Genomic DNA, 16966 nt, shown 5'->3' with positions numbered 1-16966 from the left:
GATTGAACGATACACCTATGTTTATAAACTTAGAAAACAAAAATAATGGGAAAATAAAACAAGTTAAAATCGGGTATTCGTGGACTACTTTATTTTTTGGACCAATACCTGCTTTAATTCAAAGTTTTTGGACTTGGTTTTGGATAGTTCTTGTTACTGACATTGTTTTATTTTACCCAACAATTATATTGGGAACTATAATCGCTAACGCAATCTTTGCTGCATATATAAATAAAAAGCATGTGATTTATCTGCTTAATAAAGGTTGGCAACCATCTGACAAAAACTCAGAGAATATTATAAAAAATTCCTATTCCCTTCCAATTAGGAAAAATATAAAGACTAAAGAACAAAAAAATAAGCAACATGATGACTTCAATCCTAACAAAGAAAATCCACCAGAAAAAATAGATAGCAATATTAACCGAAATAAAGAAGGAATAGTAAAACCCAGCGAAAATGAAATAAAAGACATTAAGCTAAACTCTAGTTCGCAAAAATCAATTCAACAAGAAGAAACCAAACCTAACAACCATAGTTCTGATCAATCAGAAAAAAATATTAATGAAATTAAAAGAAGCCCCAGCAATGTTAAGATTCATCGCAGATGGAAACCATATTATAATTATATGGTTTTAGATATTGAAACAACCGGGTTAAATCCAGTAGATAATGACATTATTCAAATTAGTGCAATTAGATACATAGATGATAAACCCGTAAAAACGTTTAATCACTACGTTCAACCACAAAATGATGAAATATCACCTAAAATATATTCTTTAACAGGAATATCAAATGATGATGTAAAAAGTGGTCTATCACTTAATGATGCATTAACAGAATTAGAGGTGTTTTATAACAGCAATATGAAACCAGCTATCATTGGTCACAATATAGACTTTGATATAACCTTTTTAACTCAAAAAGGTGTAAATATTTCAGAAATTACAATAGAAGATACTCTTTTAATGGCAAAACAAGCACAAAAGGATTTGAGCTTACCTAACAACAAGCTAGAAACACTTAAAGATTATTTTGGTATAAAAAATGGATCTCATAATTCATTAAACGATGTAAAAACAACAGCAATTGTTTATCAAAAACTAAGAGACAAGGGATATAAACCAAAGAAAATTACAACTAAAAAAAGTAGTGAGAATAAATCTAATCCCTATGGTTACTATATGCGATCTAAAGTGACAAAATCTTCAGCTATAGGCCAGGCCATTTTAGAAAAATCAAATAAAAGTGCAAAAAAATTAAATGATTTAAATTTTGCTATAACTGGTAATTTATTTGAACTAAGTCGTGATGATGCTAAAAAAGCAATTGAAAATAAAGGTGGAATATTTAAATCCGGTATGTCATCAAAAGTAAATTATTTAGTAGTTGGTGTTGAAGATAAAAATGTTGTTGGAGAAGATGGAAAGTCCACAAAAATGAGAAAAGCTGAAGAGTTAATTGCAAAAGGATATCCAATTAAAATGATTAATGAAGATCAATTTTTAGAATTGCTAAAATAAATAACTTACCATAAAACTTTTAGACAATCAGAACAGACATTTAGACGGAGAAGTCTCCATTGATGCTACAAACGATCAGGAATAATCACCCCACTAGGAAGCAAGAAGCCGGTTCGAGTCCGGCTTTGGGGTTTTGGGTATTTTTACCCAAATAAAAAATCATCCGCTGCAACGGATGATTTAAAAGGGGAATGATTATGGGATATAGTATTTTTGTTTCATATAAATATAAAGATTCAAACGTTAGAACTTTAAGTGGTTATGAAAAGGAATTTGATCAAACAACTGCCAGAAGTTATGTTGATTAGGCTCTACAATTTTTGGTACTGATGACATTCACTAAGTGAATGTGGTCAGTACCTTTTTTGTATAATTAGTGAAAATAAAAAAGAACATATCGGTCGACCCCCGATATGTTCCCAACCCCAAAAGGAGTTAATTGTTATGAATGAAATAACAATCAAAGAGATATTAGGCCTCACAGATCCTAATATCATTGTTGATGATACCACGAAATCCAGAACAATTGTTAAAGAAGATGGCATCACTAAAAATTATTGGCGCTTTATTCTAACATATAAATTAAGGTGCAAAAATTGTGAACATTACTTGAATAAGAATGGCTTTAAAACGGTTCAACACTTGGCACCCGCAGGGCTTTGGGGCTTAAATTTTCTTATCATCAAGAAGCAAAAATACATTTGTAAATACTGTCATCATACGGAATTAGCTAAATTGAAAGACATTAATCCTAACGATCATATTCTCAGAAATTTAAAGATTAAAGCAGCACTCCAGTTAAGCTCTAATATCACTATCAAACAAATCGCTGAAAATTTTGGTATCTCGACGAATACCGTGATGAGACAAGCCGAAGGCTTAGCTAAATATCATAAAACTGGTTATCGCTATTTACCCCAACACATTGCCTTTGATGATTTTAAATCAGGGAAAATGTCGCCAAGTGGAATGAGCATCGCACTGATGAACTCAGACACACACCAACTAATGGATATCATTCAAAGCAGAAATGGTAGATTATTGGAGGATTATTTTCTAAGATATTCAGCTTTAGCTAGAGCCGCGGTTAAAACGGTAACCGTAGATTTATTCTCTCCCTATCGAGGTATAATCGAACGAGTATTTCCTCAAGCTCAAATCATAGCGGACCGCTTTCATGTTGTTAACCAAGCCTACACAGCTTTAAATAAAGAACGAATTAAGGTCATGAAAGCATATGGCAGTAATACTCCTGAATAACACCAATTAAAAGGTTTATACAAGTTGCTTTTCAAAAAAGTTGAAGAATTAGATTACACGGTCTTCAAACGGAGAAGAAACTATCAATATGCCTGTTTAACTGATACAGAAGTTGTTGAAAGATTACTCTCCTTATCACCATCACTTCGTGATGCTTATGACTTCTATCAAGATATGACTCAGATCGTAACCAAAACGCATAATCAGCAGGAGTTAGCCGATCTGCTTAATTCAGCTAAGCATAAAGATCAATATCAAAATCTTCCTGAAGCAATGAAAAAGGCCAGACGTACATTAAAACGCCATCAAGAAGAAATTGAAAATAGCTTTACTTATTCCTTCAGTAATGGTCCTTTAGAAGGAATTAATAACAAAATCAAAGTCATCAATAGAACCGCTTATGGTCATCGTAGTTTCAAGAATTTCAGACTTAGAATTCTCATCTCATTTTCAAACAACTATTTCTCAAAAAATTATAAACAAAAGGCGACAGAATCCTTTAAGGATTCCATCGCCTAGGGTCAGACTCATTGATTAAATTATTTACTCATCAGTACCATTTGACAAAGAGCCAGTATCTAGATAGCTACTTAGAGGATTTTTATTAATTATTTTCGCTGGAATCTTCATTAGCATGGGCGTCCTGTACATAAGCTAAGCCGTTATCCGCATTTGGATAATTTGTATTATTATCAGCAGCTTTTGCCCGCTGTTGCCAAAGAACTGGATTAATCAGATTCCCAGATGAATCAACAGCACTGATTGGGGAACTACTATTTTGTTCTCTTTTTAATTCTGCCTGATATTCTGGTGAATTTTCTGGATAATTGTTAGCAATCTCTCTGGGACTTAAATTTGAAGTTCCGGCATTATTTTGCATGGTTTGTTGTTGATTGCTATTTGATTTAGGCTGAGTCTTTGGATTTGCTCTTCCATCTTGCGTCTTAAGATTAAAGCGGTCACTTGAATCTTTTGAGAATTGTTCAGTACCACCTTGATGTTCAAGTAAAATTGAATCACCATAAGTTTTTAAATCATAATTAGATTTTTTGAATGGTGTTTTTTTAGTTAAAGATTTTAAACTATATGTATTTTTATCTTTCTGCTTCAATTTAAATTTATATGTCCCATTATCTTTGCTATCAGCAGTAACTTTCCATACAACTTTATCTTTGTTTACATATAAGCTACCGTTTAATCTCGCTACATTACTGTTATTATCTGATTTTCCACTATAATGCCAGTTTCCTTGCACTTTCTTTGGGAAACACTTAGCAGATTTTGAAGCGATTGCTGGTTGAGCAACGGTTAAATTAGTAATTCCTGAAATAGCAATTATTGATATCCCAATCAAGCTCTTTTTATCCATAATTTTAACTCTCCCTAAGTATTTATAAGTAACTCCTTAATTATACACTTAAACCAATTTATTTAAAACTTAATCAAGTAAAATATTTACAATGTTATTAGTGTGAGTTGATCACTACTCATAATTTAAAAATAGTAAATTTGTTACTAGATAAAAAATAAAAAAGACATTAGAATGAACTAACGTCTTTTTACTTGCATGATGCTAAGAATGCCGAGAGCGGGGGTCGAACCCGCACGATCGCAATGATCACTGGATTTTGAGTCCAGCGCGTCTGCCAATTCCGCCATCTCGGCAAAAGATTGATTGAGCCAAAGGCGGTAGTCGGATTTGAACCGACGATGAAGGTTTTGCAGACCTCTGCCTTACCACTTGGCTATACCGCCAGAAAAACATTTAAGTTTAAATGCCCTCTTCTTGCAGATGCAAGACAATCAAAAGGGCGGTAGGTGGGAATCGAACCCACGCGTGTCGGTACCACAAACCGATGTGTTAACCACTTCACCACTACCGCCATAACATCATAAACAGGGATAGCAGGAATCGAACCCGCATCAGCGGTTTTGGAGACCGACATACTACCGTTGTACTATATCCCTATGGTGGAGGGGAGTGGATTCGAACCACCGAACCCGAAGGAGCGGATTTACAGTCCGCCGCGTTTAGCCAGACTTCGCTACCCCTCCATAAATGGCGCGGGACAGAATCGAACTGCCGACACACGGAGCTTCAATCCGTTGCTCTACCAACTGAGCTACCGAGCCAAACCATTTATGACATTGATAATGCTATTCAATTAACGTTGCATCACTGCAACTACGGTTCGTACGAGACTCGAACTCGTGATCTCCTGCGTGACAGGCAGGCGTCTTAAACCGGACTGGACCAACGAACCAAAAATGGAAGATACAGGGATCGAACCTGTGACCTCCTGCTTGTAAGGCAGATGCTCTCCCAGCTGAGCTAATCTTCCAAAATGAGTGACCCGCACGGGATTCGAACCCATGTTACTGCCGTGAAAGGGCAGTGTCTTAACCACTTGACCAGCGGGTCATTACCGTTTACGGAGAGTGAGGGATTCGAACCCTCGAAACAGGTTGTTACCCGTTTACATCATTTCCAATGATGCTCCTTCGGCCTCTCGGACAACTCTCCATAATACTCCGACAGGCGGGCTCGAACCGTCGACAACCTGATTAACAGTCAGGTGCTCTACCAACTGAGCTATGTCGGAATAATTAAGTTTGAACTCTCAAGGCAACTTCAACAGTATACCATCAAATGAGTTAGGCTGTCAACCACTTCTTTGTTTAGAGCTTTAAACTCAGTGGCGCTTAACAACATAAATTATGTTACCAAGAAAGCCCCACCCCGTCAACACTTTTTTTATATTAAAATATCCTTAATTCGACACTTTTCAGATTTTTATTTGCTAGAATTAAAGTAGTTAAATTTTAAGAACGGAGTTTATCATGCATTTTCTTATTGATTTCATTTTACACATCGACAAACATTTGATTTATCTCGTTAACGTTTTCGGAGACTGGACCTATTTAATCCTGTTCTTGATTATCTTCGTTGAAACGGGAGCTGTCATTCTTCCCTTTCTTCCGGGTGATTCCCTCCTCTTTGCCGCAGCGGCCCTTTCCGCTAACGCCCAATATGGCCTCAACATCTGGATCTTTGTAATCCTTTTTCTGATTGCTTCCATTCTAGGGGATTCGCTCAACTTCATGATTGGGCGCAAGGTGGGGATGAACATCACCAAAAACCATTTTTTCGGCAGATTCATTAAAGAAAAAGACCTCGCCAAAGCCCGATCTTTCTTTGATAAGTATGGTGCCGTAGCGATTTTTATTGCCCGCTTTATCCCAATTGTCAGAACCTTTGCCCCCTTCGTCGCTGCTAGTAGTGACTACAGTTACCGCAAGTTCATTAAATATAACTTAGCAGCCTGCTTTGCCTGGGTAATCCTCTGCTGTGGAGGTGGTTACTTCTTCGGTAACATTCCCTTTGTTCAGGAACACTTTTCGGTGGTAGTCCTTTCCATCATCGGAATTTCCTTAATCCCAGCTGTGCTCGGTCTGTTAAAGGAGCGCTTCTCCGCTAAAAAATAACGTCAAAACTAAAAAAGGCATGTCCTTCTACGGACGTGCCTTTTTTAGTTGATAATGTCCGATTAACAACAACCCCAGTAGTGCCAGGACGAGCGTTCCAAGCATTAAGCCACAGGCTGCAGCAAAATACTGCTCGGGCAAGACATTGATAATTGGATCAACGCGTGGATTGAAAATCCAATCCTGATTACGAAACACCAACCGGTGAAAGTAGATAAACCAGGCTTGAAAATCAATGAGAAGGAGGACCACTAAGATCCCAATGATGATTAAGGTTTTTGTAATGAACGCCTCCAAGCGCCAAATTTGCCGAGATAACCGCTGATAGAGCGTGGCCCAGAGAAGCCACCCGCTAGTTGCTAAGAACACCATTTCCACGCTTAGCACTAACCGTTTCACATCTTGAAAGTGCGTGCGAGCAGCCGGTGACAAACGGTAGCCGGCTAATTGGAGCGTGGACTGCCGCGGAAACTGGAGGTACTGAATCATCTGGTGAAAATTGTGCTGTAACAGCGGCAACGCCACATGGTAGTGCTGTGGCAAGCGGAGTGCCACGACACAAATTCGATACAACCAGCCAGAGTTAATCCCCACTAACCCTGCTCCACTAAGCAACCATAGCAACAACAGCCCGTAGCTAAGGACGAGACGGACCTCAAACTTCCCAATCATCTAGACTCTCGATTTCATGGGTCGGGGCAACCGGCTCCTGCTTGACTTCTGTAGGCGTGGAAACCCCCGTGTACACCAGTAACGTATCAATGCCGGCCTTCATCCCGGCTTTCATGTCCGTTTGGTAGTTATCCCCCACCATCACCACCTGATCGGCCGGGAGGTGCAATAACTCAATGGCGTTTTTGATAATTAGATCATTTGGTTTCCCAATTAAAACCGGTTCCACGTGGGTGGCATAGCACAGCAAGTCAATAATCGAACCGGCTCCCGGAAGCAGCCCCCGTTCGGTTGGAATTAAGGCATCCGCATTTGTCCCAATAAACTGGGCTCCCTGCTGAATTGCAAGCACAGCTTGCGCCAGTTTTTCGTACGTTACATCGTAATCAAGTGCAGCTACCACATAAGCTGGATCAGCTTGAAATAAATCAAACCCGGCCCGACTAATGACGGATTTTAATCCCTTTTCGCCGATTACTAGCGCGGTTTGCTCGCGGTGCTGCCGTTTGGCATCTTGGGCTAAATAGGCAGCCGTTGCCATCCCAGCCGTGTAGACGTGCTGCTCTTGAATGTAAATTTCATGGTTATCAGATAAGTTGGCAACTACGTCTGCAGGCTCCTTCGTTGTGTTATTGGTGACAAATAAAAAGGGAATGTGGTTAGCCTGTAAGCGCCGAATGAAACGTTGGGCGGCTGGAAACCGTTTTTTCCCCTGATAAATGGTTCCATCTAAATCAATTAGATAGCCACGATACTTTTTCATTGGTTAGTCCTCACTTTTTTGCCGAATTGTAAATTGACGCTTGCGTTTCGTCGGACCGGACTTAGCCGCCTTGCCCGGGCGAGGTTGATGCTGGTGTCTACCAGTCCGCTTTCGTTTAGCATGATTTTTCTTTTTGTCAGCGTGCGGCGCTGGAACCGCAAAACTGGCTTTAGTGCCGACCGGTCGAGCAACGGGATCTAAATTCTTCACAATAAAGTAACTAGCACCCAAATTGGCAGTCTCTAATAAATAGTCCTGAATGGACCGGTAGCGTAAATCTTCGGTAACGTTGCGATCATCACGATAAAAGCCCTTGAGGCGGAGCTGACCGTACCCCCAATCTCCCACAATGTAGTCATAATGCGTAAACACTGGATTGAATTGGTTACTAAATTCCCCGAGGTCAAAAGCATCCTGAACGTTGGTATCAATTACGTAGATGTGTCCATTGATGTTTAACGTGTCTGCATCCACCCGTTGAATTTCTGCATACGCCGAGCGTTCCGCCTTGCGTTCGGCAATTAATGCCTCAATCTGACTATGATCCATGTGTTCCTCCTTGAATCGGATAGTGACGAGCTAGATAGTTCGCCAACACCGTTTTTAATGTAAGTTCAAAGTAAATGTGATTTTTCCCCACAATGTCAATTGTTGGAAAAAACGGGATAAATTGATAGTGGTCCAAAAGCCCAATCGTATACTCTTGGTCGGGATTAACGAGGTGATCGTGCCACATTAACTGGTGGTGCTCATTAAAATGAACCCCGGCGGCGACTAACAAACCGAACTGCGAACCCCGAAACCCCATTCCCTTTTGGGGAAATGGAATCAAGAAATTCCGGTTTTTCTGCATTTCTTTCATTAGTCGCCACAAATCATATCCCGAAAATGTGGTCTTCATTACATGAATGTTGTGAGGCAAAATGCTTTGAATTTGTTCCATGTTCACGATTCCCGCCGGCAAAGCATGTAAAAATAATCCGGTATTTAACACTGCCGCGTCAACTCCCATGCTTTCCTGAACCGCCTTTAAGCCCAGTTGAATCAGGGGATTATCATCTGTAAAGGAAGTGGGCACCGGAGCCGGCAACTCCGCAACTTTCTGCTTCGCTAGCAACTCGCGCCCCTGACGTCGCCATTTTCTCACCGTTTGGGTGGCCGGACTATCTGGTTGCAAAGCAGGAATCGGCAGGACCCGCGCCGTCTGGTGTACGACGTGATGGTCGCTGATTTCCAGCTTAATTTCTCCCACATAGTGACCCCACTTCTCTGCCGCGGTTAGTAACGTGTGATTGCGCAGTTCTCCGTGTGGTAGTAAGTGATGGGTGTGCCCACCCACCAAAACATCAATTTCTGGGAACTGATCGGCAACGTGGCGATCCTGATTGATCCCCAAATGCGACAGGAGCACTAACACATCGTATTGACCCTGCCAGTCGTGTAAACACCGTTGAATGCTTGGGACCACCGGTTCAGCTTGCCATCCCATAAAGCGAAAGGTCGGGTATGGAAACGTCAACCCCATGAACCGCACGCGGGTGTGATCCTTGAGTTGGTAGTCTGCATAGGGCTGCGTCCAGTCCGGAGCCCGTCCAGTAGTTTGATCTAAAACGTTGTCTAAAACAATTGGGAAATTAGCTTGTTGATATAACTGACTCAGTTCTTGATGCGACGTGGTTAACGCTTCGTTATTGCCAATCGTAGCGGCATGATAATGAATTTGATTTAATAATTCAATGTTAGCCTGCCCACTCGTAGCATCCGTCAGCGGTTCAAACCGATCAATAGCGTCCCCATCGTCAACCCGAAACACCGTGTATCCATCCTGTTCCAATTCCTGGGTGCGGTCGTGCATCAATTGGATAATTTGAGGAAAATTTTCAAAGTGGGAATGTAAATCATTCGTGTGTAAAATGGCAACTTTTGGTTTCACTTGTTTACCTCTAATCGTTAGTTTTAATCCTAATTTCATTTTACCATTGATGTTGTTCTCATTTGCAGCTAAAAACCCGTCCGTTTCCTCAGAAACAGACGGGTTCAGCATTATTAAGCAGTTTTAGTTCGGTAAAAATCAAATAAATAGAGACCGACTAACCAGACTACTGATCCAACGAGGGCAATCAGCGTTTGCATTTGAAATACTAAGATAATGGCCACAAAGATCATGAAGAAAATGGTAAAGAAGTCCGCGTATGGGAAAAACGGTAGCTTAAACGTCAGCTCACTGGTTTCAACCTGCGTTAGTTGGTTCCGATACCGATAGTGAGCCAGGACAATTAACGACCAGATGAACAGGAAGCAGGTCGTGGCAACACTTGAGATAAAATCAAAAATCCCGCTTGGGACAATGATATCCAAAATTACGGATAAGCCAATCATGACCGTGGAAAAGAAAATCGCGTTTGTCGGTAAGCCGCGTGGGGATAACTTCCCGAGTTGCTTTCCGAGCTTATTTTCAGATTCCTGGGTTAAAGAGTACAGCATCCGTCCGGTTGTAAAAATGGCACTGTTACACGATGACGCAGCCGCGGTTAATACCACAAAGTTAATGATGGCTGCAGCTGGTTTGATACCGAGGCCCTGAAAGACCTGTACAAAGGGACTTGACGATGGTGAAACGTATTGCCATGGGAAGATACACATTAAGGCAATTAACGAACCAACGTAGAAAAGAATGATTCGCACCGGTACATCATTAATACACTTGGGAATGATTGTTTTCGGATCTTTGGTCTCAGAGGCCGTCATCCCAATCATTTCCACCCCGACGAAACTAAAGACCACCATTTGAAAGGATAGGAAGAAGCCCTTTAATCCGTTCGGAAAGAAGCTTCCATTGGTCAGGTTAGAGACAGACGCATAGCCGACTGGTGTTTTGTAGTGAATTGCCACCAGCACAACCCCAGTTAAGATTAAGAGCAGAATTGCCACCACCTTAATGATGGCAAACCAGAACTCGGTCTCCCCAAAGGCAGAAACATTGATGGAATTCATTAAAAATAAAATCACCAGCAGGAACAAACCGGTTACCCAAATCGGTAACTTGGGATACCAGAACTGCATGTATAGCCCCGCCGCGGTAACTTCTGCCATCGCAATCGTAATCCAACAAACCAGGTAGGTCCAGCCGGCCACAAATCCCGTTTTCGGGCCTAAGTACTGTTGAATAAAATCAATAAAGGAAACGCTGTTCGTGTTGGATAATAATAACTCCCCCAACGCCCGCATTAAGAAGAAACAGGCAATTCCGGCAATTAAGTAAGCCAGAATTAACGAGGGGCCAGCGGAATGAATTGATTTTCCAGCCCCAAGGAATAGTCCAGTTCCAATGGTTCCCCCCAGCGCAATTAACTGCACATGTCGACTTTTTAAGCCCCGGTTCATTGCTGGAGCTGCTTGCGAATCTTTACTCACGACTGACACCCCTTCGTCTAGTGAAACTCATCATTAACTCGATTATACACGATTCATGAACATCTGTCTAAATCAAAAAGGAGCAATTCCACATGGAATTGTTCCTTTTTAACAGTCCTCTATTTGTCACTAACCTCTGCTTGCTCGTTAGCTAGTTTCACTACGTCGCGGACAATCATAAGTTCTTCGTTAGTTGGTACTAATAACGTTTTAATCTTAGAATCTGGCGCACTAAGATCTCGTTCTACCCCACGAACGTTATTCTTTTCCGGATCAACCCCAATTCCGAAGTAGTGGAGTTGGTCGGCAACCTCTTGACGAACCGTAATACTGTTTTCTCCGACTCCAGCAGTGAAGACAATCGCGTCTGCACCACCCAGTTCAGCAAGGTAAGCACCGATGTAGCGAACAATCCGATTAATGTAGATTTCACGTGCTACCTTAGCCCGGTGGTTATCGGTTTGCGCCACTTCAACGTCCCGCATATCAGCTGAGACCCCGGAAATCCCTAATAATCCAGACTGCTTGTTTAGAACGTCAATCATCTCTTCAATGTCAGACATCCCTTCTTTTTGCATTACGTAAGCCAGTAAGGATGGATCAACATCCCCAGATCGAGTTGCCATCGTTACCCCAGTAAGCGGCGTGAAGCCCATTGACGTATCGTATGATTGACCACCCTTAATGGCACAAATGGAAGCTCCGGCCCCAAGGTGCATCACGATTAACTTCAAATTTTCGACCGGCTTGCCCAGGATTTCAGCAGCTCGCCGCGAAACATAGCGGTAACTAATGCCGTGGGCCCCGTATTTCCGGGCTCTATACTTTTCATAGTATTCATAGGGCAAGCTGTACAAGTAGTTCTGTTCTGGAAGCGTGGCATGAAAAGCCGTATCAAAGACCGCAACACTAATCACGTTCGGAAGGACCTTCTGAAAGGCTTTAATTCCTAACACGTTAGCAGGTTCATGTAACGGCGCTAATTCACTTAAGCTCTCCATTTTTTTCAAGACATCTGGCGTGATTACCACGGAGTGATCAAAGTATTCACCCCCGGCCACTACTCGATGACCAACTCCGTTAATTTCGTTGTAATCATTGATAATATTGAGGTCGAGAAGTTGCTCTAACAAGATTTGGATGGCCGCCTCGTGATCAGCAACCGTTGTCACTTGCTCGTACTTTTGTCCATCTCCGTACTTAATTTCAACGTGCGCATCTGGTAAGGCAATTCTTTCAATGACCCCTTCTGCTAACATTTGTTCGGCAGGCATCTCAAATAGTTTAAACTTTAACGTAGAACTTCCAGCGTTAACGGCAATAATTTTACTCATCATAATCTCCTTATTTATGCTCAGGTAAGAACTCGTGCTCTTCCCACTCAACCACTTCTGCTAAAAACTTCTGGAATGCATCGGGATCCTTAAAGGATGGGAATTCTCCCAGCATTACTTGACTTGCTTGGTGCGATTCAGCTCCCTGCTTTTGTACAATCATAATCGCCTTTTGCGCAGCTTCATTTTGAAAGAGTTCGCCTGGCAGATTTAAAATTCCCTGCAGGTAAACGTGTTCTTGCATCCACTTTAACAGACCCTTAGTTTCTGGACTTTGAAACAAGCCACTCGGCACTAAAAAGATCCCAAAGCCCCCCGGGTTTAAGTGATTAACCGCCTGTTCCATCAATAAGTGATGAACATATGAATGTCCGGAAGCTGACCTAGTTAAATACTGAGACGCCTGGTCATCAACGGGATAATAACCAATTGGGAGATCGGAAACGACCAAATTAACCGGGGCAATCGGGAGTTCGGAAAGTGCATCCTGATGCACTAACTCAACATCTAACCCCTGCATCTGCGTACTAATACTAGCAACTGAAATCAGCGAGTCATCATTATCAATTCCCACACCGGCTACCTGCTCATGTGCCTCTTCTTGTAGCTGATTCATTACGGCCGTCAATAAATTAGCGGAACCCACTGCTGGATCTAGCAGGCGAACCTGTTGAAGTGGTTTCACCAAACGAATCGCTAGATATCCCATTGTATAGGCAATTGTATCCGGGGTGATTTGGTGAATTGCTTGGATTTGATCAACTTTAGTCGCTTTAATCATCACCATTTGAATCGCTTTTCTAATGGAAGTAGCCTCCATTTGGTGATAATCAACCTGCTGATATAAATTCGTCAGTTTAGTAACAACCAGCGGGGTCGGCACTCCATCCTCAACCCGCACTCGATTACCATCAATCATATTATCAGCCGTTTCAATGAAAGCATCTAGATACGAAGTATCCAAAGCCTGTTGCAACCATTCCGCTGACTGATCAAAGACTTGAAATAACTTTGTAATTTGTTCTTCCGTCACGTAATCAGCTCCTTTAGTGGCTTATACCTATGAACATAGTACCGAATCCCCCTGTTCTTTTCAAGATTAACCCTGGGTAATCTTGATTTGGTGCTGGTAATAAGCGATCCGACTCTGATTACTCTCAATGTACATATTCGTCATTTGCAGTTGGTATAAAACAATCGTTACCACAAACACTAAAAAACAAATGGCAATCAACGTTAAATTACCATGACGCCAACTGGGCATGGGCTTCATACCATTTTCCTCCTAATAAGACCTTCATTACTAACCACTGTTTTTGCAGTGCAAAATCAGTTTGCTGCACGTTCATTAATAACGGCATGTAACCCCCCTGACTAGTTCGTAACTTCACAGTTCCCTGGGCATTGATGAGGTAATAATCCTGGTGTTCGGCCTGGCTCACTAGCTTAATTTCGTTCGGACTACAATGCACTACTTTAAATTTAAAATGATGGGATTCGATCACATCAACAAACCGGTAAAACTGTAACTGCTGATTTTGGATGTTAACCGTGTGGCGCATTCCGTTCGTAGTTAGTAACATTAAACTCAGGCCAAGGGCGATTAAACCGAGTGCCACGACGGTTTCTACCAGCGTAAATCCTGCTCGTCTAGGCATTAATTTTACTTGCCATCTGCTGTTCATAGTCCCTCCGAACTTGCTGTAACTGCATATCGCACTGATGCGTTCGGGTCTGTAGCAACTGGTCAGTTTCAAAGTAAAACAGACTCCCACTACAAATGATAATAAGCCCCACCAGTGCATCAGCGATGGTGAACGCTTTGCGGTTCCATTTTCCGAATTTCATTCACATAACTCCCCCATCCCAGTTGAAATTTCTGCCAAATTTCAGTTTGGCTCGTCGTGGATAGCCACCGTAATGTCTGGGGCTTCACGTAACCTTGATCCGTAATTTTAACTTCATACCAACGGACAGGACTCAGACCCGGTGGTAACTTAATCGTTTTGCGGTACTGACTCCCGTGATTGAAACTGGTAAACACCACTTGATCATGCGGCACAAAAAAGACCGTAGCAGGAACCTGTCGTTGGCGCGCTAGGACAAGCGTTCGATTCCACGTATTAGCAAAATCATGCCAAAAGGCCGTTTCCGTAGTCCGATTTTCGTTAAACCACCGAACCCCAACCGTCAACGTCACCATGGTGAGCGTAGTGAGCATTAAGACAATTAGACTTTCGAACAGGGTAAATCCTGGCCGGCTAGTTTTGATAGGCATGATTTCCCTCGATATAAATGTTTTCGGCGCGTGCTTGTTGCACCTGTTTATTGGTTAAGTAACGGTGCTCGACTAACTTAGCAAACGTCACGTTGTCATCATGTTCCTCGTCGCCATATGAATCAATTTGCGTCTGTACCATGGTCGTCATGGCCGAACCGTGTACCGAACGAGCATGATTTTTTTGGCTCCCCAGGTTCGGAATGATGATTAAAATCAACAGTGAAATAATGAATAACACGATTGTCATTTCGATCAAGGTAAAGCCTTTTCTACGGTTTCTCATCAATAAATTCCCTTCATTGCTCGATACATTGGTAATAACATTTGCAGGTAGGTTAAAAAGATTAACAATCCAATTAATAAAAACGCGCCCGGTTGGACTAACTTGATTAGCATTTCCGAACTCCGCATTAACCGCTGAAAATAGAGTTCACTAAGGGCCAGTAAATTTTGTCCAGCCGTACGCTGTTCACTTCCGTTTTCTAAAAAAGTAATCATTTCAGGTGCCACAAAGTGGTAATGGCGTAAGCTGGCCAGTAAGCCCGTGCCGGTTTGAATGGAGCGTTCGGTTAGAGTTCCCACTTCCTGGAGTAAACTGTGGGGCGCAAACTGGCGAAATACGGTGATAATTTGTTGTAAATCCAGGCCATTTTTTAGCATTAATGCTAAATTACTGGCTAAGTAATACTGATAATAATGCCGAAATAATTTCCCCACCAGTGGCAAGCGAATTAAAAATTCTGCACGCTGAATCCCCCGTTTCGTTTTAATCAGCACACCTAAACCTAGACTGAGGCTAATCACTAATCCAGCACCTAGCAACAGGTACCTGCCCAAATGGGATTGTTGTGGCGGGTCCGGCAGTAAACTCGCCGTTTGAGGCATAATCACGAGTTTAATGACCAGCATCATGGTCCCTAATAACCCCAACAAACACAGTGGATAAACCGCCAGCGCTTTTAATTTTTGCCGTTGTTGAACCGTTAATTGAATGAAACGGCTAATGTCCAGCATCCCCGTGATAACATCGCCATGTTCCTCAGCAATCCGTAATTGCTGGTATAAATCAGCCGCCAGAAAAAACTGCATGGCCTGCGAAAGTGGCCTTCCTGCCTCTAGATTTCGTTGAATCTGGGTCACGACTAATACATTTTCGGGAGCTGTCGTAGCAATAAATTCTAAACTAGTAGCCAAGTAAAACCCGTTGTGAATCAACTCCGATAACGAACCAAAGAACTCTGCCTGCTGGCGAAGTGGCATTGCATCCGTTTTAACCCTGCTTAAACGCTTCATAACATTCATTGGTAATCATCCCCTGTTTGCGGATCCGGTTCAGTTCTAGTTCCCAGCTACTCCCGCTTTTGAGCGCTGGTTGGGTCTGCCAGGCTAATAAGGCCCGGGTTTCTTGGCTACAAGTTGGCAAGAGACGTTGGTAGACCACGGCGGTGAGCGCGGCTTGGTACTGGGCCTCACTCACCTTTAAATCCAACAGGCGCGCTTTAATCCCAGCTAGGTTCTGTGCGTGAATAGTACTTAATACTAAGTGTCCGGATAAGGCCGCACGAACCGCAATCTGGGCGGTTTTTCGATCCCGAATTTCACCGATTATGAAAACATCGGGTCGTTGCCGTAACCCCACCTTCAGAAGCTGACCATAACTCATTCCCGTTGCGTCGTTTACTTCCAACTGCAGAAAACGTTCTTCAAAAATTTCAACTGGATCTTCAATCGCCATCACCATTTTGGTTTCCGGCAGGGAGCGGGCTAACTCGTAGATGGTCGTCGTTTTCCCCGAGCCCGTTGGTCCGGAAAATAAGAATAAGCCCCGGTGGCTGGTCAACTGCTTTAACTGGGGCAGCACTCTCTGGTTAAAGAACTGACAATGGTGTGCTTGACCATCGTAAATAATCCGAAGAACGAGCGCTTCTTGTTGGTTAAAACTCCCGACCGTTGCTAAGCGGAGCCGAATGAGCTGCTTTTCCACCGAAAGGTCTAGTGAACCCAACTGCGGACGCCGACGTTCTGCAATCGACAGCCCACCCCGATATTTACAGTAGGTTAAGAGCCGGCGAGCGGTCTCATTGTCTAAATTTGAAAGTTGCAACGCTCCTTGTAACGTGTGCATCTTAACCTCATAATTATCGCGTTTGGGCAAAAAATAGACATCGGAGGCCTGTTTGGCCAGAGCCAAGGTCATAATTTCGTGAAATAACTGTTTGATTTCCATTCC

At 42.3% G+C, this 16966-nt stretch carries 16 protein-coding genes, 11 tRNA genes and 1 pseudogene; 3 read left to right on the top strand and 25 right to left on the bottom strand.

The features are described from left to right. Window positions 1-2: 2 nt before the first annotated feature. Window positions 3-1526: an exonuclease domain-containing protein gene (locus tag M8332_RS02875; RefSeq protein WP_252780675.1), complete on the top strand. Its 1524-nt coding sequence runs from the start codon at window positions 3-5 to the stop codon at window positions 1524-1526. Window positions 1527-1970: 444 nt separating this feature from the next. Next, a pseudogene (locus M8332_RS02870) lies at window positions 1971-3305 on the top strand (ISL3 family transposase). Window positions 3306-3390: 85 nt separating this feature from the next. Here M8332_RS02870 and M8332_RS02865 read toward each other — a convergent pair. The 12 genes from M8332_RS02865 to M8332_RS02810 all read right to left on the bottom strand — a co-directional run bounded on the left by M8332_RS02865 (window position 3391) and on the right by M8332_RS02810 (window position 5389). After that, a complete protein-coding gene (locus M8332_RS02865; protein WP_252780674.1) occupies window positions 3391-4155 on the bottom strand; it encodes a hypothetical protein in 765 nt (254 codons plus the stop codon). 211 nt (window positions 4156-4366) lie between these two features. Next, a tRNA-Leu gene (locus M8332_RS02860) sits at window positions 4367-4451 on the bottom strand. 19 nt (window positions 4452-4470) lie between these two features. Beyond that, window positions 4471-4541 (bottom strand) — tRNA-Cys (locus M8332_RS02855). 55 nt (window positions 4542-4596) lie between these two features. Next, window positions 4597-4669 (bottom strand) — tRNA-His (locus M8332_RS02850). A 14-nt stretch (window positions 4670-4683) separates the two neighbouring features. After that, window positions 4684-4754 (bottom strand) — tRNA-Trp (locus M8332_RS02845). Between the two features lies 1 nt (window position 4755). Then, window positions 4756-4841: transfer RNA gene (locus M8332_RS02840), tRNA-Tyr, on the bottom strand. A gap of 5 nt (window positions 4842-4846) precedes the next feature. Then, window positions 4847-4919 (bottom strand) — tRNA-Phe (locus M8332_RS02835). Window positions 4920-4974: 55 nt separating this feature from the next. Beyond that, a tRNA-Asp gene (locus tag M8332_RS02830) sits at window positions 4975-5050 on the bottom strand. A 5-nt stretch (window positions 5051-5055) separates the two neighbouring features. Further along, window positions 5056-5128 (bottom strand) — tRNA-Val (locus M8332_RS02825). An 8-nt stretch (window positions 5129-5136) separates the two neighbouring features. After that, window positions 5137-5208, bottom strand: a tRNA-Glu gene (locus M8332_RS02820). A gap of 11 nt (window positions 5209-5219) precedes the next feature. After that, a tRNA-Ser gene (locus tag M8332_RS02815) sits at window positions 5220-5310 on the bottom strand. A 6-nt stretch (window positions 5311-5316) separates the two neighbouring features. Further along, window positions 5317-5389, bottom strand: a tRNA-Asn gene (locus tag M8332_RS02810). Window positions 5390-5627: 238 nt separating this feature from the next. On the opposite strand from M8332_RS02810, the gene M8332_RS02805 reads away from it, so the two are divergent. Continuing rightward, window positions 5628-6272 (top strand): VTT domain-containing protein, encoded by a 645-nt coding sequence (locus M8332_RS02805; RefSeq protein WP_252780673.1) that lies wholly within the window; start codon window positions 5628-5630, stop codon window positions 6270-6272. A gap of 27 nt (window positions 6273-6299) precedes the next feature. Here the strand turns inward: M8332_RS02805 and M8332_RS02800 are convergent, their stop codons facing one another. From M8332_RS02800 to comGA, 13 genes are all read right to left on the bottom strand, one after another. Then, the gene (locus M8332_RS02800; protein ID WP_252780672.1) at window positions 6300-6944 is read right to left on the bottom strand and encodes a TIGR01906 family membrane protein; all 645 of its coding nucleotides are present in this window, start codon (window positions 6942-6944) and stop codon (window positions 6300-6302) included. Continuing rightward, window positions 6928-7707, bottom strand: coding sequence for a TIGR01457 family HAD-type hydrolase (locus tag M8332_RS02795; protein WP_252780671.1), 780 nt, complete (start codon window positions 7705-7707; stop codon window positions 6928-6930). Before M8332_RS02795 ends, M8332_RS02800 begins: the two co-directional genes overlap by 17 nt. 3 nt (window positions 7708-7710) lie before the next feature. Further along, complete coding sequence (locus M8332_RS02790) at window positions 7711-8256, bottom strand: YutD family protein (protein ID WP_252780670.1); 546 nt, start codon at window positions 8254-8256, stop codon at window positions 7711-7713. Continuing rightward, window positions 8246-9751 (bottom strand): bifunctional metallophosphatase/5'-nucleotidase, encoded by a 1506-nt coding sequence (locus tag M8332_RS02785; protein ID WP_252780669.1) that lies wholly within the window; start codon window positions 9749-9751, stop codon window positions 8246-8248. Before M8332_RS02785 ends, M8332_RS02790 begins: the two co-directional genes overlap by 11 nt. 2 nt (window positions 9752-9753) lie before the next feature. Then, window positions 9754-11091 (bottom strand): amino acid permease, encoded by a 1338-nt coding sequence (locus M8332_RS02780; protein WP_252780789.1) that lies wholly within the window; start codon window positions 11089-11091, stop codon window positions 9754-9756. A 149-nt stretch (window positions 11092-11240) separates the two neighbouring features. Continuing rightward, window positions 11241-12455 carry an acetate/propionate family kinase gene (locus M8332_RS02775; RefSeq protein WP_252780788.1) on the bottom strand — a complete coding sequence of 405 codons (1215 nt, stop codon included), beginning with the start codon at window positions 12453-12455 and terminating at the stop codon, window positions 11241-11243. Between the two features lie 10 nt (window positions 12456-12465). After that, window positions 12466-13488: a class I SAM-dependent methyltransferase gene (locus M8332_RS02770; protein WP_252780668.1), complete on the bottom strand. Its 1023-nt coding sequence runs from the start codon at window positions 13486-13488 to the stop codon at window positions 12466-12468. A 66-nt stretch (window positions 13489-13554) separates the two neighbouring features. Next, on the bottom strand, window positions 13555-13728 hold the full coding sequence (locus M8332_RS02765) for a hypothetical protein (protein ID WP_252780667.1): 174 nt from the start codon (window positions 13726-13728) through the stop codon (window positions 13555-13557). Beyond that, window positions 13697-14113 (bottom strand): competence type IV pilus minor pilin ComGF, encoded by a 417-nt coding sequence (locus tag M8332_RS02760; protein WP_252780666.1) that lies wholly within the window; start codon window positions 14111-14113, stop codon window positions 13697-13699. The genes M8332_RS02765 and M8332_RS02760 overlap by 32 nt, the downstream gene beginning before the upstream one ends. A gap of 146 nt (window positions 14114-14259) precedes the next feature. Next, the gene (locus M8332_RS02755) at window positions 14260-14676 is read right to left on the bottom strand and encodes a hypothetical protein (RefSeq protein WP_252780665.1); all 417 of its coding nucleotides are present in this window, start codon (window positions 14674-14676) and stop codon (window positions 14260-14262) included. Window positions 14677-14716: 40 nt separating this feature from the next. Continuing rightward, on the bottom strand, window positions 14717-15019 hold the full coding sequence (gene comGC / locus M8332_RS02750; RefSeq protein WP_252780664.1) for a competence type IV pilus major pilin ComGC: 303 nt from the start codon (window positions 15017-15019) through the stop codon (window positions 14717-14719). Continuing rightward, window positions 15019-16038, bottom strand: a complete 1020-nt coding sequence (locus M8332_RS02745; protein ID WP_252780663.1) for a type II secretion system F family protein — start codon at window positions 16036-16038, stop codon at window positions 15019-15021. Before M8332_RS02745 ends, comGC begins: the two co-directional genes overlap by 1 nt. Beyond that, a complete protein-coding gene (gene comGA, locus M8332_RS02740; protein WP_252780662.1) occupies window positions 16007-16963 on the bottom strand; it encodes a competence type IV pilus ATPase ComGA in 957 nt (318 codons plus the stop codon). Before comGA ends, M8332_RS02745 begins: the two co-directional genes overlap by 32 nt. Between the last annotated feature and the right edge of the window lie 3 nt (window positions 16964-16966).

It is taken from the genome of Fructilactobacillus ixorae (assembly GCF_024029915.1).
In the GTDB taxonomy this organism is placed as follows: Bacteria; Bacillota; Bacilli; order Lactobacillales; family Lactobacillaceae; genus Fructilactobacillus; species Fructilactobacillus ixorae.
The sequence above is the reverse complement of the archived record's forward strand: the minus strand, read 5'-3'. Positions and strand labels throughout refer to the sequence as shown.

Excerpts from the sequence above, each read along its gene's own strand:
- M8332_RS02865 (WP_252780674.1), bottom strand. The coding sequence starts at position 4,155 with ATGGATAAAAAGAGCTTGATTGGGATATCAATAATTGCTATTTCAGGA.
- M8332_RS02805 (WP_252780673.1), top strand. The coding sequence starts at position 5,628 with ATGCATTTTCTTATTGATTTCATTTTACACATCGACAAACATTTGATT.
- M8332_RS02800 (WP_252780672.1), bottom strand. The coding sequence starts at position 6,944 with ATGATTGGGAAGTTTGAGGTCCGTCTCGTCCTTAGCTACGGGCTGTTG.
- M8332_RS02795 (WP_252780671.1), bottom strand. The coding sequence starts at position 7,707 with ATGAAAAAGTATCGTGGCTATCTAATTGATTTAGATGGAACCATTTAT.
- M8332_RS02790 (WP_252780670.1), bottom strand. The coding sequence starts at position 8,256 with ATGGATCATAGTCAGATTGAGGCATTAATTGCCGAACGCAAGGCGGAA.
- M8332_RS02785 (WP_252780669.1), bottom strand. The coding sequence starts at position 9,751 with ATGCTGAACCCGTCTGTTTCTGAGGAAACGGACGGGTTTTTAGCTGCA.
- M8332_RS02780 (WP_252780789.1), bottom strand. The coding sequence starts at position 11,091 with ATGAACCGGGGCTTAAAAAGTCGACATGTGCAGTTAATTGCGCTGGGG.
- M8332_RS02775 (WP_252780788.1), bottom strand. The coding sequence starts at position 12,455 with ATGAGTAAAATTATTGCCGTTAACGCTGGAAGTTCTACGTTAAAGTTT.
- M8332_RS02765 (WP_252780667.1), bottom strand. The coding sequence starts at position 13,728 with ATGAAGCCCATGCCCAGTTGGCGTCATGGTAATTTAACGTTGATTGCC.
- M8332_RS02760 (WP_252780666.1), bottom strand. The coding sequence starts at position 14,113 with ATGCCTAGACGAGCAGGATTTACGCTGGTAGAAACCGTCGTGGCACTC.
- M8332_RS02755 (WP_252780665.1), bottom strand. The coding sequence starts at position 14,676 with ATGCTCACTACGCTCACCATGGTGACGTTGACGGTTGGGGTTCGGTGG.
- comGC (WP_252780664.1), bottom strand. The coding sequence starts at position 15,019 with ATGAGAAACCGTAGAAAAGGCTTTACCTTGATCGAAATGACAATCGTG.
- M8332_RS02745 (WP_252780663.1), bottom strand. The coding sequence starts at position 16,038 with ATGAATGTTATGAAGCGTTTAAGCAGGGTTAAAACGGATGCAATGCCA.
- comGA (WP_252780662.1), bottom strand. The coding sequence starts at position 16,963 with ATGGAAATCAAACAGTTATTTCACGAAATTATGACCTTGGCTCTGGCC.